Source organism: Kribbella sp. NPDC051718, from assembly GCF_040681515.1.
Taxonomy (GTDB): Bacteria; Actinomycetota; Actinomycetes; order Propionibacteriales; family Kribbellaceae; genus Kribbella.
The window spans coordinates 87,900-102,503 of record NZ_JBFAYZ010000008.1 but is presented as its reverse complement, the minus strand read 5'-3'; the positions used below and the strand labels follow the sequence as shown (position 1 = coordinate 102,503).

14 protein-coding genes, 1 tRNA gene and 1 pseudogene are annotated in these 14,604 nt (G+C 68.1%); 11 read left to right on the top strand and 5 right to left on the bottom strand.

Going from position 1 to position 14,604, the window contains the following annotated elements:
- Nucleotides 1–12 precede the first annotated feature (12 nt).
- Entirely contained in the window at nucleotides 13–1,203 is a 1,191-nt protein-coding gene (locus tag AB0M15_RS28330; RefSeq protein WP_363824492.1) for an MFS transporter, read from the top strand.
- On the opposite strand, the gene AB0M15_RS28325 is transcribed toward AB0M15_RS28330, so the two are convergent.
- A complete protein-coding gene (locus AB0M15_RS28325; RefSeq protein WP_328321272.1) occupies nucleotides 1,160–1,612 on the bottom strand; it encodes an Lrp/AsnC family transcriptional regulator in 453 nt (150 codons plus the stop codon). The two genes, AB0M15_RS28330 and AB0M15_RS28325, sit on opposite strands and share 44 nt — an antisense overlap.
- Before the next feature lie 129 nt (nucleotides 1,613–1,741).
- Here AB0M15_RS28325 and AB0M15_RS28320 point away from each other — a divergent pair, with 129 nt between their 5' ends.
- The 6 genes from AB0M15_RS28320 to AB0M15_RS28295 all read left to right on the top strand — a co-directional run bounded on the left by AB0M15_RS28320 (nucleotide 1,742) and on the right by AB0M15_RS28295 (nucleotide 4,351).
- Nucleotides 1,742–1,870, top strand: coding sequence for a hypothetical protein (locus AB0M15_RS28320; RefSeq protein ID WP_363824491.1), 129 nt, complete (start codon nucleotides 1,742–1,744; stop codon nucleotides 1,868–1,870).
- A 79-nt stretch (nucleotides 1,871–1,949) separates the two neighbouring features.
- A complete protein-coding gene (locus AB0M15_RS28315; RefSeq protein ID WP_343971550.1) occupies nucleotides 1,950–2,108 on the top strand; it encodes a hypothetical protein in 159 nt (52 codons plus the stop codon).
- Nucleotides 2,109–2,126: 18 nt separating this feature from the next.
- Nucleotides 2,127–2,744: a nicotinate-nucleotide adenylyltransferase gene (nadD, locus tag AB0M15_RS28310; protein WP_363824490.1), complete on the top strand. Its 618-nt coding sequence runs from the start codon at nucleotides 2,127–2,129 to the stop codon at nucleotides 2,742–2,744.
- A 10-nt stretch (nucleotides 2,745–2,754) separates the two neighbouring features.
- Complete coding sequence (gene rsfS, locus AB0M15_RS28305; RefSeq protein ID WP_363824489.1) at nucleotides 2,755–3,213, top strand: ribosome silencing factor; 459 nt, start codon at nucleotides 2,755–2,757, stop codon at nucleotides 3,211–3,213.
- On the top strand, nucleotides 3,210–3,854 hold the full coding sequence (locus tag AB0M15_RS28300) for a histidine phosphatase family protein (protein ID WP_363824488.1): 645 nt from the start codon (nucleotides 3,210–3,212) through the stop codon (nucleotides 3,852–3,854). The genes rsfS and AB0M15_RS28300 overlap by 4 nt, the downstream gene beginning before the upstream one ends.
- Before the next feature lie 424 nt (nucleotides 3,855–4,278).
- Nucleotides 4,279–4,351, top strand: a tRNA-Ala gene (locus tag AB0M15_RS28295).
- Nucleotides 4,352–4,564: 213 nt separating this feature from the next.
- On the opposite strand, the gene AB0M15_RS28290 is transcribed toward AB0M15_RS28295, so the two are convergent.
- Nucleotides 4,565–5,110 carry an ATP-binding protein gene (locus AB0M15_RS28290; RefSeq protein ID WP_363824487.1) on the bottom strand — a complete coding sequence of 182 codons (546 nt, stop codon included), beginning with the start codon at nucleotides 5,108–5,110 and terminating at the stop codon, nucleotides 4,565–4,567.
- A gap of 162 nt (nucleotides 5,111–5,272) precedes the next feature.
- A complete protein-coding gene (locus tag AB0M15_RS28285) occupies nucleotides 5,273–6,088 on the bottom strand; it encodes a hypothetical protein (protein ID WP_363824486.1) in 816 nt (271 codons plus the stop codon).
- Nucleotides 6,089–6,291: 203 nt separating this feature from the next.
- On the opposite strand from AB0M15_RS28285, the gene AB0M15_RS28280 reads away from it, so the two are divergent.
- From AB0M15_RS28280 to AB0M15_RS28265, 4 genes and pseudogenes are all read left to right on the top strand, one after another.
- A complete protein-coding gene (locus AB0M15_RS28280) occupies nucleotides 6,292–6,675 on the top strand; it encodes a limonene-1,2-epoxide hydrolase family protein (protein WP_363824485.1) in 384 nt (127 codons plus the stop codon).
- Nucleotides 6,676–6,708: 33 nt separating this feature from the next.
- Complete coding sequence (locus AB0M15_RS28275; RefSeq protein ID WP_363824484.1) at nucleotides 6,709–6,888, top strand: hypothetical protein; 180 nt, start codon at nucleotides 6,709–6,711, stop codon at nucleotides 6,886–6,888.
- An 82-nt stretch (nucleotides 6,889–6,970) separates the two neighbouring features.
- Nucleotides 6,971–7,084, top strand: a pseudogene (locus AB0M15_RS28270) (DUF2200 family protein); the annotation flags it as partial.
- Nucleotides 7,085–7,185: 101 nt separating this feature from the next.
- Complete coding sequence (locus tag AB0M15_RS28265; RefSeq protein ID WP_363824483.1) at nucleotides 7,186–8,667, top strand: FAD-dependent monooxygenase; 1,482 nt, start codon at nucleotides 7,186–7,188, stop codon at nucleotides 8,665–8,667.
- 29 nt (nucleotides 8,668–8,696) lie between these two features.
- On the opposite strand, the gene AB0M15_RS28260 is transcribed toward AB0M15_RS28265, so the two are convergent.
- The gene (locus tag AB0M15_RS28260) at nucleotides 8,697–11,825 is read right to left on the bottom strand and encodes a BTAD domain-containing putative transcriptional regulator (RefSeq protein ID WP_363824482.1); all 3,129 of its coding nucleotides are present in this window, start codon (nucleotides 11,823–11,825) and stop codon (nucleotides 8,697–8,699) included.
- 29 nt (nucleotides 11,826–11,854) lie between these two features.
- On the bottom strand, nucleotides 11,855–14,572 hold the full coding sequence (locus AB0M15_RS28255; RefSeq protein WP_363824481.1) for an AAA family ATPase: 2,718 nt from the start codon (nucleotides 14,570–14,572) through the stop codon (nucleotides 11,855–11,857).
- Between the last annotated feature and the right edge of the window lie 32 nt (nucleotides 14,573–14,604).

The window sequence follows — 14,604 nt, the reverse complement described above, 5'->3', positions numbered from 1 at the left end:
TACTGGCGACGAGTGGCGGAGCTCCCGGGGTGGCTCAAAGCGGTGATGGTCGGGCAGCTCGTCAGCTCGGCCGGGTCGCTCGCATGGATCTACCTCACCCTGTACCTGGTCGAGGACCGCGGGATGTCGCCGCAGGACGCGGGGTTTGCGGCAGCGGCGTACGGGGTGGGGCTGTTGCTCGGGAACCTGTCCGGCGGCTGGTTCGGCGACCGGTTTGGACTGCGGGGCGCGGCCGTCACCAGTCAGCTGTCGTGGGCTCTTACCTGTCTCGCGATGCCGTTTGTGCTTCTTGGTGGGCTAGCGGCGCTAGCGGCAGTTGCTGGACTCTGTGGTGGCGCGAGCCGTCCCAACCTGAGCGCTCTCGTCGCTCTGGCCCTGCCTGCCGAGCGCCGGCGGGAGGGGATCGCCCTGTCGCGCTCGGCCAGCAACGCCGGCTTCGCCATCGGTCCGCCGCTTGGCGGTCTGCTGGCTGCGTACAACTTCTCGCTGGTCTTCGTGCTGGACGCGGTCTCCAGCCTTGTGCTCGCGGCCGTCATCTGGCGGTACGTCCCCAGCGCTACCCGTGTGGCGGCCGCCGAGCGGGTGTCCGGCGTCTGGCGAGCTCTCCGCGCCGACAAGTCGGTCCTGGTGCTGCTCGCGTCGATCGTGGTCATCGACACCGTCTACCGCCAGCTCTACGCGACTCTGCCGCTGGTCCTGCACGACGCGGGGTCGCCTGCGGTCGCGTACGGCGTACTGATCGGCCTGAGCTCGGTCGTCATCGTGCTCCTGGAGGCGCCGCTGGCGATCCGCCTCCGCTCGTGTCATGCATCGCGCGTCATCGCTGGCGGCTTCGCCCTGGTCGCCGCTGGCTTAGCCGTGCTGGGTGTCTGGCCTGTCCTGGTGGGGGCTGCTGTGGCTGTCGCGCTCATCACCGCCGGCGAGATGCTCTACAAGCCCACTGCCACCGCCCAGGCCGTCGACGCGGCTCCACCCGGCATGACCGGCCGCTTCTCCAGCCTGTACGCCGCTGCGTCGATCTCCGGCATGACACTGGCCCCCGCGCTGGGCGGCACCACCTATCAGCACCACCCGCATCTCCTGTACCCGCTGGCGGCGGCGGTGGCGCTAGTGGCTGCGGTAACCACCTACGTGGCCAGCCGGCGGCCCGTAGTACCGGCTAGGCCTCCGGTAGAGGCGCTGGACGGGCCTCCCAGCGCGTAGACAACACCACGGTCGTCCTAGTGCGCACCACCCCGTTCACCCGTCGCAGGCTGCCCACCACTGCCTCTAGCTGAGTCACGTCCGCCACCCGGACCTTGACCACCAGCTCCTGGTCACCGGCGACGAACCAGCAGTCCTCCACCGCGGCGATCTCCCGGACCCCCGCGACGATCTCATCCGTCTCCACGTCGTCCCGCTGGAACAACCCCACCAGTGCGCTCGTCCCCAGCCCGACCCGATCAGGGGCCACCACTGCGCGGTACCCGAGCAGCACGCCGCGCTCCTCGAGCCGCTTCACCCGCTCCTGGACGCTCGGCCCCGACAGGCCCACCACCCGGCCCAGTTCGGCCCAGCTCGACCGCCCGTTGGCTCGCAGCGCCTCGACCAGCTGCCGATCGATCGCGTCCATGCCATCCTCCGTTTACCGCAGATTCGTAGGGAGATCGACTGATCTACCTTCAATTCGTTTGAGTCCTAGCAGTTCCTGGCGTACAATTTCAACTACCGAAGCCAGTCGAAACAACCTTGTGAAGGAATCATGATCACCCCCGAAGTTGCCCGTGCCCACATCGACGAGATGCGCCGTGTCGCCGCGATCCACCAGCGCGACTACACCGGTCCGTCCACCTGGCGCCGGCTGCTGACCCGCTACATCCGGCACAGCTGACCCACCTCCCGCGCGACCGGCAGGGCTTCGGGCCCACCGGTCGCGCTCGCGCAGGTGAGCAAGGGATAGGCTTCGCCTCATGCATGCCCTCCTCCTGCCGCTGTCCGCGGCCGCCGAAGAAGCCTCCACCGAGGCCTCGCACATCTCGCCTTGGTGGTACGGCGGGTTCGCCCTGTTCGTCCTGGTCGTGATGCTGCTCGTCACCGTGATCATGGGCAAGGGCCGGCCGCACAGCTGAGCGGCCTGGTGAGCTGACGTGGATTCGGAGCGGGTGCGGCCCGGCCGCCGCCTGGGCGTGATGGGCGGTACGTTCGACCCGATCCACCACGGTCACCTGGTGGCGGCGAGCGAAGTACAGGCGTACTTCGACCTCGACGAGGTGATCTTCGTCCCGACCGGGCAACCCTGGCAGAAGCTGGACCGCGAGGTGTCACCACCCGAGGACCGGTACCTGATGACGGTCATCGCGACCGCCTCCAACCCACGGTTCTCGGTCAGCCGGGTCGACATCGACCGGCCCGGGCCGACGTACACGATCGACACGCTGCGGGACCTGGCCAGGCTCTACCCCGACGCGGAGCTGTTCTTCATCACCGGTGCCGACGCGCTGGCCCAGATCCTCACCTGGCGCGACGTCGACGAGATGTTCAAGCTGGCCCAGTTCGTCGGCTGTACCCGGCCGGGCTACTCGTCGCAGGAACTGCCGTTGGACAAGCTCCCGATGGAGCGGATCACGCTGCTCGAAGTACCGGCGCTGGCGATCTCGTCGACCCAGTGCCGGCAACGCGTCGCGAAGGGCAACCCGACCTGGTACCTGGTGCCGGACGGGATCGTTCAATACATCGCCAAACGCGACCTCTACACCAACCACTAAGGGAACCTGAATGCCTGCCACCGAACGCGCCATCGAGCTGCTCACCGCGGCCGCCGAGGCGGCCCACGACAAGAAGGCCGAGAACGTTCTCGCGTTCGACGTCTCCGAGCAGCTCGCCATCACCGACGCGTTCCTGGTCGCCTCCGCCTCCAACGACCGCCAGGTCCGCGCGATCGTCGACGCGATCGAGGAGAAGCTCCGGGTCGACTTCGACGCCAAGCCGGTCCGCCGCGAAGGCGCCCGCGAGGGCCGCTGGGTGCTGCTCGACTACCTGGAGATCGTCGTCCACGTCCAGCACGACGAGGAGCGCAACTTCTACTCGCTCGAGCGGCTGTGGCGCGACTGCCCGATCATCCCGCTGCCCGGCGCGGACGGCACTGTCGCAGTACCGGTGATCGCGGACCGTACCGCCGACGAGGACCCGACCCCGTCGTCCTCCGCCGTCGAGCCTTCCTCCGCGGCCGAATGACCGCGGGCAGGCTGATCGTCTGGCGCCACGGCCGGACCGAGTGGAACCTGCAGGACAAGATCCAGGGCCAGGCCGACATCCCCCTGGACGACGTAGGCGTCGCTCAGGCGCGCGCAGCCGCCGCGCGCCTGGCCTCCCTGGCCCCCACCCGCCTCTTCTCCAGCGACCTCCAACGCGCCGCCGCGACGGCCGGTGAGCTCGCTTTGCTGACCGGCCTCAAGGTCGAGTACGACGAAGCCCTCCGCGAGATCAACGTCGACGACTGGGCCGGCATGACCATGGACGAGCTGGCCGCCATCCACCCGGAAGCAGCCGCCCGCATCCGCTCCGGCGAACCCCAACGCCGAGGCACCGCCGGCGAAACCGTCGAAGAAGTAGCCGAACGCTTCGCCCCCGCCCTGGCCCGGGCCATCGAACACGGCGAACCCTCCGACACCGTCGTCGTAGCAACCCACGGCCTGGCCGCCCGAGTAGGCATCTGCCTCTTCCTAGGCATCCCCAAGGCCCACTGGCCCGCTTTCGGCGGCCTCTCCAACTGCAACTGGGTCTCCCTACTCCCCGGCCGCCACGGCTGGCGAATAGAAGAATGGAACGCCGGCTCCCTCCCCGAGCCAGTAATGAGCGACGACCAGCAGCGCTAGAAGAACCCCACCCCCTCCGCTCGGCCGCTCCTCCGTCGCATCCCAGCTCCGGGCGCTCCCACCCACCCTTTTTCGCTTCTGCGGCGCTCCTTCCGTCGCGCGGTGTCCGCTACTGCGTCGCGGTGACTACCGTCGCGCTCGCCGTCTCCTGCCGGGAAGCCCGTCGCACCCATCGGCGTCCGCGCACCTCGCCCGAGCCCCCTCGCCCAGCCGCCCGGACCCAGCTCCGGCGGCCATCCCGCATACCCCAGGCCACCCGTTCCTCGCCCACCGGGAAGCTCGACCATCTATCACCACCGGCCCTCCCCAACCCACCGCAAACCACCCTCACCCGCCGTGCTCTTCCTCACCTCCTCCTCCGCTCCACCCGATTTTTCTTTGCGGCCCCCCATCCGCTAAACTTCCGGAGTCCGCAAGACACCGCGGGGCTTTGGCGCAGTTGGTAGCGCGCTTCCATGGCATGGAAGAGGTCAGGGGTTCGAATCCCCTAAGCTCCACCGACAGCGAGGCCGGTCGCCCATCTTGGGTAGGCCGGCCTTTTGCTTGTGGTGCGTGTGTTTCGCGCGCGCCTTGGTGCTGATTTCCTCCTGCGCTCTCGACCCGGCGGACGTGCAGGCCATCAATAGCGCGGTTCGGTACCTGCGCCCACGCTCAGTGGCGACGCTGGGACCAGCTGAGCGTGCACTATTGATGGCCTGGCGATGCAGGCACTAAAGCTTCAGGTAGGCGTCGACTTCGGACAGTACTTCGGCTAGTGGTCGGTGCATGCCTAGTTGGAGGTAGTTGTTCGGGGGGCGTTGGACGCGGGTTGTTGAGTCGCGGTAGAACGCCTCGCCGTCGACAAGGTCGTCGCCGAGGTCCACTGGTGGGTGGTCGACGCCGCGGCGGTGGCTTCTCAGGCTTGGGCGTCGGTGGAGTCGCTCGTCGAGGAGGTTCAGGTCGTCGAGCTGGCACTCGATGTATTTGTAGGTCGCGTCGTGGTGGCTGGCGATTTGGATGCCTTCGGTGACGATCCTTGGCCAGAAGCACGGGCTGTCCATGATGACGGGATGGCCTTGGGTCAGCACATGGCGTGCTTGTGCGTACATCACCTCGTACGCCGCCTTGGTGCTGCTGGCCAGGTCGAAGCCGGCGTCGAGAACGGCTGACTTGATGACGTCGTAGTCGACGGCAACTGCACTGAACGCCTCGACGACATGCGCGGCCACAGTGGACTTTCCAGAACCCGGGACACCCGACATCTGCAGCAGGAACATCCAGTCCCAACCCCTCCGCTCGTCGTACGGCGGGTCACCGTAGCAAATCGATGGCTCGGGCCACGGCTGTGTCGGCGACGGAACCAGGGAGTCGACAGCGCCCGTTGGTTGGTACTCATCGTCCTCGACGTTGTGAATGCGAACCCAGTTGCCGGGGCGCCGCTAGGGGGCGGGACTTTTTGTGCAGCCTCCGATGGAGTAGAGGAGGCCGAAGGTGATGTCTCCGCCGTTGGGGTGGGTGATCACGTTCTTGCCTTGGCCGGTCAGCGCGTAGGCCTTCTTTCGGAGGCCGTTGGCGTAGTCCTGCCAGGCTAGGGCGTAGGAGAAGCGGCTTCTTGCGGCGCCGGCGATCGCGTTGAGGAAGATGGTTGTCGTCATGTCTTCCTGGTTCTGGATCTGGTCGAGGTAGGACAGTTTGATCGTGCCGGTGTTGAGTTGACCGGCGACGGCGTCTCGCTCGTTCTGCTGCATGTAGTACTTCCAGGCGAGTTCGCAGGCTTTTTCCTGGAGGACGTCCTTGCTGAAGTCCAGGAGGACGTCCTTGGCCTCTTCGGTCAGCTGCACGGTGCTCGTGGAGTCGATGAGTTGCGGGAGCTCCTGGGTGGCCGACACTCGCTGTTGCGCCATGGCGGTCGAGACGGCCGTGACGTCGTCATAGAACTTGAGCTGAGACCGGACTCTTGCCGCGGCCGCGTTGATCTCGTTCTGGAGCTCCGGTGACACCTTGTTGATCTGATCGGGTGTCGGCAGTTCGTTGATCGTCTCGGTGAGTGACTTGTTCTGGTTGCGGAAGACGTCGTCACCGACCTTGAACGAACCATCCTTGAAAGGGTCGTCCAGCTTCCCGGCTTTGCCCAGCCATCCCTCGACGGCCGCGACCTCGGCCTTGTTGGGTTTCTGGCTGCACATGTTGAGCGGAAGTGCCGCCATCGTGACCGCGGCGAACAGCGATACCGACTTCCTGCTGGCTGAAAACACCCGAACCCACCCCTGCCCCCTGAATCTCTCCCCTTATCCGGAGAGTGACCCTCACCCGCCCAATCGCCCATACCTGAGGCCCGCCGGAGGTCGATCGTTACGTTGAGCAACCGAGCCGACCGAGGTCGCGGAGGAATTCGACGACCACCGTCGCTGTTGGTCCGTACTGTCGGTTTGCCGGAATCGCTCGTCGAAGGAGTCTGATGGAGAGCCCGATCGAGGTTGTGCGTAGGTTCTGCGATGCGTGGTCCGACAATGTCGCGACGGCTGAGCTCGCTGCGTTCTTCACCGAAGATGCCGTGTACCACAACATCCCGCTCGAACCGGTCGTCGGCCGGGAGGCTATTGCCGACTACGTCGCTTCGTTCATTCGTCCTGGGGCGCCGGGCATCGAGCGGATCGAGTTCAAGGTGGTCAACATCGCGGCGGCTGGTCCGGTGGTGATGACCGAGCGGGTGGACGTCTTCACGCTGGCCGACCGCTCGTTCGAGCTGCCGGTGATGGGCACCTTCGAGGTTGCCGACGGCAAGATCAAGGCGTGGCGCGACTACTTCGACATCGGCCAGTTCACCACCAGAATGGGATAGCAGCCGCCCGATTCCCGGCGGTAGCCTGTTGGTATGGCGCTTGGGCGGGGGAAGACGGAGCATGACGGTGCTCGCGACATGACGCGCAAGCACGGCCACTGGGGTCACACCGAGGAGGCCAAGACCTGGGCCTCCCGCGCCCGCCGCCGCGACGAAAAACGTGAACTCACCGAGGCCCGCCACGAGCCGGCAGAAACACCTGAACCCAGCTAGCCCGGCTGCCATCAGGCGCGTAGGCGCCGGTTGCGTGCGGCCATACCGGCGCGGGTGTTGGTGAAGGGCGTTTGTCTGTGGGGTTCGGGTGGAGGAGATCGAGGATCCGGTGATGCGGGAGATTCGGTATCTGGACAAGCTCGTCGATGAGCTGGCGCGGGGTAAGGCGATGGAGAGGATTCTTCGTAAGGGGTAGCCCGCTGGCTTGGCTGAGACAGTGGGGTGACAGCGCTGTGGGCGGGTGCTGTCAGGAGGTGTCGTCAGGGTCGTGGTGTGACTCGACGACAGGAGCTTCCGATGTATGACGTGGTGATAGTGGGTGCGGGGCCGGTGGGGCTGTTCCTTGCATGCGAGCTCGGGCTGGCGGGGTGTTCGGTGCTGGTGCTCGAGCGGGAGGCAGGAGAGGTGTCGCCTTGGCGGGCGATGCCGTTGGGGATGCGGGGGTTGTCGGCGGCCTCGGTCGAGGGGTTCTACCGGCGGGGGATGTTGCCGGAGTTGCTGGCGGCGTCCGGGCGATCGAAGGACCTCGAAGAAGACGAGCCGTTGGCGCCTCAGCGGGTGGGGCACTTCGCCGGGATGATGCTCGACGAAAGCAAGGTCGACCTCAAGGCGCTGCCTTACCGGCTGCCCACGCCGGCGCCGGGCGGTGCGATGACCAGCCTCGAGGCGGTCGAAGGGGTGCTGGCTGAGCGGGCGGCCAAGGTTGGGGTTGAGGTCAGGTACGGCGTCACGGTCGGTGCGCTGACGCAGTACGAGGACAAAGTGGTCATCGGCCAGGAGTACGAGGCGAAGTGGGTTGTCGGGTGTGACGGCGGGCGGAGTACGGTGCGGGGCCTGGCGGGCTTCGAGTTCGCCGGTACGAAGCCGCAGTTCACCGGGTATGTCATGGACGCCACGGTCGCCGAGCCCGAGAAGCTCAAGCCCTGGTTCAATCTGACGCCGACCGGGATGTACGTCCGGATGCCGGTCGAAGGGCACCTCGGGATGATGGACTTCGACGGTGGCGCGTTCGATCGGTCGCAGCGGCTGACTCGCGAACACCTCCAGGAGGTGCTGCGCAGGGTCTCCGGTACTGACGTGACCTTGAGCGAGGTCCGGCGAGCGTCGAGCTTCACCGATCGGGCGATGCAGGCGACGACGTACCGGCAAGGCCGCGTACTGCTGGCCGGTGACGCCGCGCACATCCACTCCCCGCTGGGCGGCCAGGGGCTCAACCTCGGCCTCGGCGACGCGATGAACCTGGGCTGGAAGCTCGCGGCAACCGTCAAGAACGAAGCACCGGACGGCCTGCTCGACAGCTACGCGGCTGAGCGCCAGCCGATCGCCGCGCGGGTGCTCGACTGGTCGCGCGCGCAGGTGGCGACGATGGCGCCGGGATCGCAGGCGCTGCAGGGTTTGATGCACGATTTGCTGCAGACCCGCGACGGTACGACGTACGCGTTCGAAAGGTTGTCGGGGGCATCGATCCGGTACGACCTCGGCAGCGAGCAGCCACTGGTGGGCCGGGTCGCGCCGGAGTTCCGCCTCGAGGACGGCACCCGGCTCGCCGACCTGATGCGTGCTGGTGAAGGCGTTCTCCTCGACTTCACGCAAGACCTGCAGGGCGCGGCGATGGACTGGGAAGGACGGATCCGGTACTCCGGAAAGCCGGCCAGAAACAACCTCGGACTGGCCGCCGTGCTGATCCGCCCGGACGGCGTCGTCGCGTGGGCAGCAAGCAACCACGACGTCGGAGGCTTCCATCAGGCCGCAACCCAGTGGTTCGGTGATCGCGCATGACGATCACCCTGGGTCCGTACCAGGTCCGCTCAATCAGCTGATACCAAAGGCGAGATCAGTTCGCGCCAGTCTGACTCGGCGCCTTCGCGGGTCACCTCGGCGAATCGTGGTTCGCCGAGGTGATGGCGGGCGGTCTGTTCGATCCTGAGCGCGTCCAGGTGTGAGAGGCCGGCCCGCCCGCGGAGGTCGGCGCTGGCCGCGAGCAACCGGGCCGCCTGTTCGTATTCGCCGAGGCGAACGGCCAGGTCGGCGAAGCCGACGAGTATCGGGCCGAGCAGGAAGGCGAGACCCACCTCGGACGCCGCCTGCCAGGCGGCCACGCGGTGAGTACGGGCCTCCTGGAGATCGTCGGCCAGGTAGGCGCGCAGGTCGTCGATCTGCGAGCGGATGCTCGCCTGCTCAGCGGCATCGCCCAGCAGAGTGGTCGCGAGGCTGACCTGACGGCGGGCCTCCGCCACATCGCCGGTCAGGCGGGCGAGCCCGGCCTTGGCGAGTGCCAAAGCGGCCAGGGCGTACGGCCAGGTGACACCCTCGGCAAGCCGTTCGGCGTCGGCGATCGCGGCCGCGCTGGCGTCGCGATCGCCCATCAGCCAGTACAGCATCGCTTGCTGGGTCCGCGTCTCGATGACATCCTCGACGGCGCCGAGCTCGGTGAGGACGGTGATCGCCTGCTCGTAGTACTCGCAGGCGCCGTCGTATTCACCGCGGGTGGCGAGCTGGACCGCCAGCTCGCCCAGGGCCAGGGAGATGCCGAACCGGTCGCCGAGCGCCCGGAACTCCGCGAGCGCCAGCGCCACCTGGGCCTCCGCCTCCGGACCGCCCTGCCCGAAGAGGGTTCGCATCTTGCCGACCTGCCAGCGGGCCAGGGCCGCCACCCACGGATCGGCGCTGCCCAGCTGATCCTCGAACGCGGGCAAAGCCTCCTCAGGCGCCTCGAGCAGGCGTTCCATCGGGATCACCAGGCCGAGCATGGGGTGGCTGCTCGTGCTGAGCTGGCTGAACCGGTACGCCTTGCGGATCCACTCCTCGCCCAGGTGCTCGTCGCCTTGCCCCGACGTCACGTACAGCACCACCAGTCCGTAGACCAGCGCGCGGACGTCATCCGGGACCTCGCCCGGCAGCTCGACGGCCGCGAGTGCCAGCTCAAGGCCTTCGGTACGCCGTCCGCCCAGCCACCAGTACCAGCCGGTGGCCGCCGCGAGCTGCATCGCCGTCTGCGCGTCACCAGCCGCGATCGCTCCCCGCAAGGCCGCGCTGAGGTTGTCGTGGTCGGCTCGGAGCAGCGCCAGCCATTCCAGCTGCTCAGCCCGACGCAGGTGCGGCTCGGCGATCTCGGCGAACTCGGTGAAGTACGCGAGATGCGCCTGCCGGGTCTCATCCGATTCGCCGGCCTCCGCGAGCCGATCGGCGGCGTACTCCTTGATCGTGGTGAGCATCCGGTAGCGCGGGGTGCCGTCGCCCGCGGTGACCAGCAGCGACTTCTCGGCCAGCGAGCTGAGCAACTCGAGCACCTGATCCGGCTCGACGGCGTCGCCGAGGCAGATGCGCTCGGCCGCCTCCAGTCCCGCTCCACCAGAGAACACCGAGAGCTTGCGGAGTACCGTCCGTTCGGCGTCGGTGAGCAGCTCCCAACTCCAGTCGACGACCGCACGCAACGTCTTGTGGCGCGGCAACGCAGTACGGCTCCCGCTGGTCAGCAGCCGGAACCGGTCGTCGAGCCGGTTGGCGAGTTGCTCGATGCTCATCGTGCGCAACCGGGCGGCGGCGAGCTCGATCGCCAGCGGCATCCCATCCAGCGCCAGGCAGATCCGCACCATCAGCGCCTTGGTGTGTTCGTCGGTGCCAAGAGCCTTCCGTACTGCGCCCGCCCGGTCCCGCAGCAACCGGAGCGCCGGCGAGCTGTCATCGACGAGACCGCCGGTCGGGAGTGCCAGCGGCTCGACCTGCCACAACGCCTCGCCGGTGATCCCGAGCGGTTCCCGGCTGGTCGCCAGAATCCGCAGCCGCCGGCATTCGCCCAGCACTCGTTCGGCCAGCTTCGCCACCGACTCGATGACGTGCTCGCAGTTGTCCAGGATCAGCAGCATTTCCCGGTCGTTGATCGCGGCGATCAGCCCCTCCATGGGGTCCGATGGCGACGTACCGAGCAGAGCATCGCGGAGCCCTAGCCCAGCGAGCGCCGTCTGCGCCACATCGCTCCCCGCGCCGATCGGGGCGAACTCGATCAGCCAGATCCCGTCCGCCAGCTCACCGAGCGCTGTCCGCGCGGTCTCTGTGGCCAGCCTGGTCTTACCCGAACCACCCGACCCGATCAGGGTGGTCAGCCGATGCTCCGCGATCAGCTCGCGGACCGCGGCGACATCGCCGTCCCTGCCGACGAAACTCGTGAGCTCGGCCCGTACATTGGTCTTGCGGGTCTCCTCGCGCTGTCCCAACTCACCGCGCAGCAGTGCGACATGCAAGGCCGCCAGCTCCGGCGAGGGGTCGACGCCCAGCGCGGTGGCCAAGGCTTGTCGCGTTCGCTCGTACAGGACCAGCGCCTCGCTGTCGCGACCGGTCGCCACCAGGGCACGCATTAGCGCGGCGACCAGCCGTTCCCGCAATGGATGCGCAGTCGCCGCATCGGTCAGTTCCGGGAGTACCTCCGCGCTATGGCCGAGGCTGACCTCCCCTTCGAACCGATCCTCCATCGCGGTCAGCCGCAGCCCCTCGAGCCGGGTCGCCGCCGCGTTGAACGCTTCGCTGTCGTCCAGACCGACGTCCTGCAAGGCCGCACCACGCCACAAGGCAAGGGCCTCGCGCAACAGTCGTACCTGCCGTGAGCCCTTCTCGGTGCGGGCCTGCCCGACGATGCGCTCGAACCGCAGCGCATCGACTGCATCGGGCTCCACCGTCAACCGATAGCCGCTCGGCTGCCCCTCGACCGACCCCGCCGGCAACGCCTTCCGCAGCCGCGAAACCAAACGCTGCAAGGCATTCGCCGCCTCGGCCGGCGGCTGCTCACCCCAGATCCAGTCGACCAGCACCGCCTTCGGCACCGTACGACCCGCCTCCAGCGCCAGCGCGATCAGCAACCCCCGCAACCGGGCACCCGGTACGTCGGCCAGGCGCCCATCGCCCGCCCGAACCTCGAATGACCCCAGTATCCCGATCTGCACCCGACCGATCTTGCCATCATCCCCGGAATTCAGAGCGACAGCTCCCGGAGTTGGCGGCGGGAGGTGATTTCCAGTTTGCGGTAGATGTTGCGGAGGTGGGCGTCGATCGTGCGGGGGCTGAGGAAGAGGGTGGCGGCGACTTCTTTGGACGTTGCGCCGGCGGCGACCTTGGTGGCGATGAGGCGTTCTTGGGAGGTGAGCTGGTCGAGGGGGCTGGTGCCGTCGCGGCGCGGGCGTTGGCCAGTGGCGGCGAGTTCGTGGGCTGCTCGTTCGGCGAAGCCGGCAGCACCCATCGCGGACAGTGCCTCGTGCGCAGCCTGCAGTTCGACTCGTGCCTCGGCGCGACGGGATTCGCGACGCAACCATTCGCCGTAGAGCAGACGCGCGCGGGCGTAGTGAGCCCGTACGTCGGTCTGGCCGAGCAGGTCGATCGCCTCGCGGTAGCGCGTGTCCGTGGTCGCCGACGCGGGATCGAGCAGCGCCTGTGCGAGGAGATGCGCGGCGACTGCCCATGGCGTCGGGTTGGTGCGGGCCAGTGCGTCGAGGCGGGTCAGTGCGATGGCTGCGTCCTCGGGGCGACCGGCTCGGGCGGCTGCCTCGACGAGTTCCGAGTCGAGGTTCCAGACGACGTACGAACCGCGTTGCTGCTCCTGTTGCGCGGCGAGGCCGGCCTCGAGCGCGGCTGGGTAGTCGCCCAGCCCGTTGCGCAGTACTGCGGTGGCGTACAACTCGGCGACGATCTCGTCCCGGCCGATGCGGTCGTGCAGGCCGCCCAGGAGTTCCTTGACCTGGTCGGCGTCACCGCGCCAGGCAGCGAGGATGAACTCGGCGAAGGCGAGGCTAACGGTGCCAGCGGCCTCGTCGACGGCACGGGCCTCCTCCAGTAGTGATGCGGCCTCGTCGAACCGGCCGAGCATCATCCGGCCGAGGGCGTGGAACTTCAGCGCCTGCGGCAGTACTGCGAAGGCCGACTGCCTGGTCGCCAACTCGACCTGGCGGGAGGAGATCGCGTCGACCGCCTCGGCGTCGCGCAGGTCGAGCGCCATCATGCTGGCGAGCTCCATCCACCAAGGGCTGGTGAGCTCGGTCGTGCGGAACGCATCCACCGCGAGACGCATTGTCGGCACCGCCTTCTCGACCGGCAGCATGGCCTGGTCGAGCAGCGCATCCAGCAGGAGGTCGGCCGGTCGCGGATGTTCCGGCGGTGGTACTTGCGCACGGATGCGAGTGCCGAGCTCACGCAGACGTCCCGGCAGCCGGTCGAGGAACATCGCAGAGGTGAACGCCTCGATGTACGTCTCCCGAGCCTCATCGGCCGCGAGGTCGGGAGCGACGCTGACCAGGGCTGCCGTCGCCTCGGGGCTGCGTTCGACATGGAGGTCGATCAGGGCGCGTTGGAGGCGGGCCTCGGCGCGCTGTTCCGGGTCGAGTGGGCGGCGTTCGGCTTGGGTGACCAGCTCGCGGGCCTCGGGGAACGCGCCCAATCGCATCCGCAGCCGGGCTGCGGCGAGCAGGCGTGCTGCTTGGCCCGCGGGCTCGGGGGTCAGTTGCGCGGCGCGTTCGAGGAATGCGGAGGCGGCCGCGAGGTCGCCGCGTCGCTCGGTTCGTTCTGCCGATTCGGTCAGCTCGGTCGCAACGTCTTCGTCGGTATCGATGACCGCGTGCGCGCGGTGCCAGGCGCGACGGTCGGGGTCGATGTCGCGGTCCGTCGCTTCGGCGAGCGCGGCGTGCAGGTTGCGGCGCATCGCGGGGGTCGCTGCCTGGTACGCCGCTGTGCGCACCAGCGGGTGGCGGAAACGCAGCCGTGGGCCGAGCACCACCAGACCGTCGTCCTCGGCGTCGGCGATGGTGGCGGGGTTGAGGTCGAGGAGTTTCGCTGCCCTTCTGAGCAGTCCCAGGTCGCCGACCGGCTCGGCGGCCGCCAGGGCGACGAGTGATTGAGTTGCCGGTGGCAACCGTAGTACGCGTCGGGTGAACTCGTCCTGCAGAGCCTCGACGACGCTGCCGCGCGGTGGGGTCTGGTGATCGACGGGCAACGCCATCGGGCCGTCGGCGTGCCCGAACTCCAACAGGGCAAGGGGATTGCCGCGGGCTTCGGCGAGGATGCGGTCGAGTACTTCCCTGTCGACGCCTGCCCGCGCCGAGGACTGCAGCAGGGTCAGCGCGTCTCCCTCGCCAAGGCCGGCGAGTTGCAGCCGGGGGAGGTCCGGAAACCCTGGGGCCGGGGCCGACTCGCCAGCTGGTGATCCGCCGTCGCGTGTGGCGAGCACCATGGCGATCTGCTCGGAGGCGATGCGGCGGGCGACGAAGGTGAGCACTTGGCGGGTACCGGCGTCGATCCATTGGACGTCGTCGATCATGCAGCAGACGGGGTGGCTGCGGGTGAGTTCGCAGAACAGGCCGAGTACGGCGACGCCGACCATCAGCGGGCTCGGTGTCGTCGCGTCGCCGAGGCCGAACACCGATTCGAGCGCTCGCTGCTGGACGGCGGGGAGGTCGGCGCGGTGCTCGATCACGGGGGCGCAGAGTTGATGCAGAGCGGCGTACGGGAGGTCGCGCTCGAACTCGCTGCCGTCGGCGCGTAGTATCAGCCAGCCGTCGAGTTGCCCGGCCACGGTCTCGACGAGCGCGGACTTGCCGATCCCCGCCTCACCGGCGACCACGATCGCGCCACCGCGGCCCTCCGCAGCACCGCGGGTCACCTCGCCGATCGCCTGCAGCTCAGCCTGCCGGGCCACGAACTGCATCGGGTCGACTCTCCTCGGTAGAACTCGGCTTC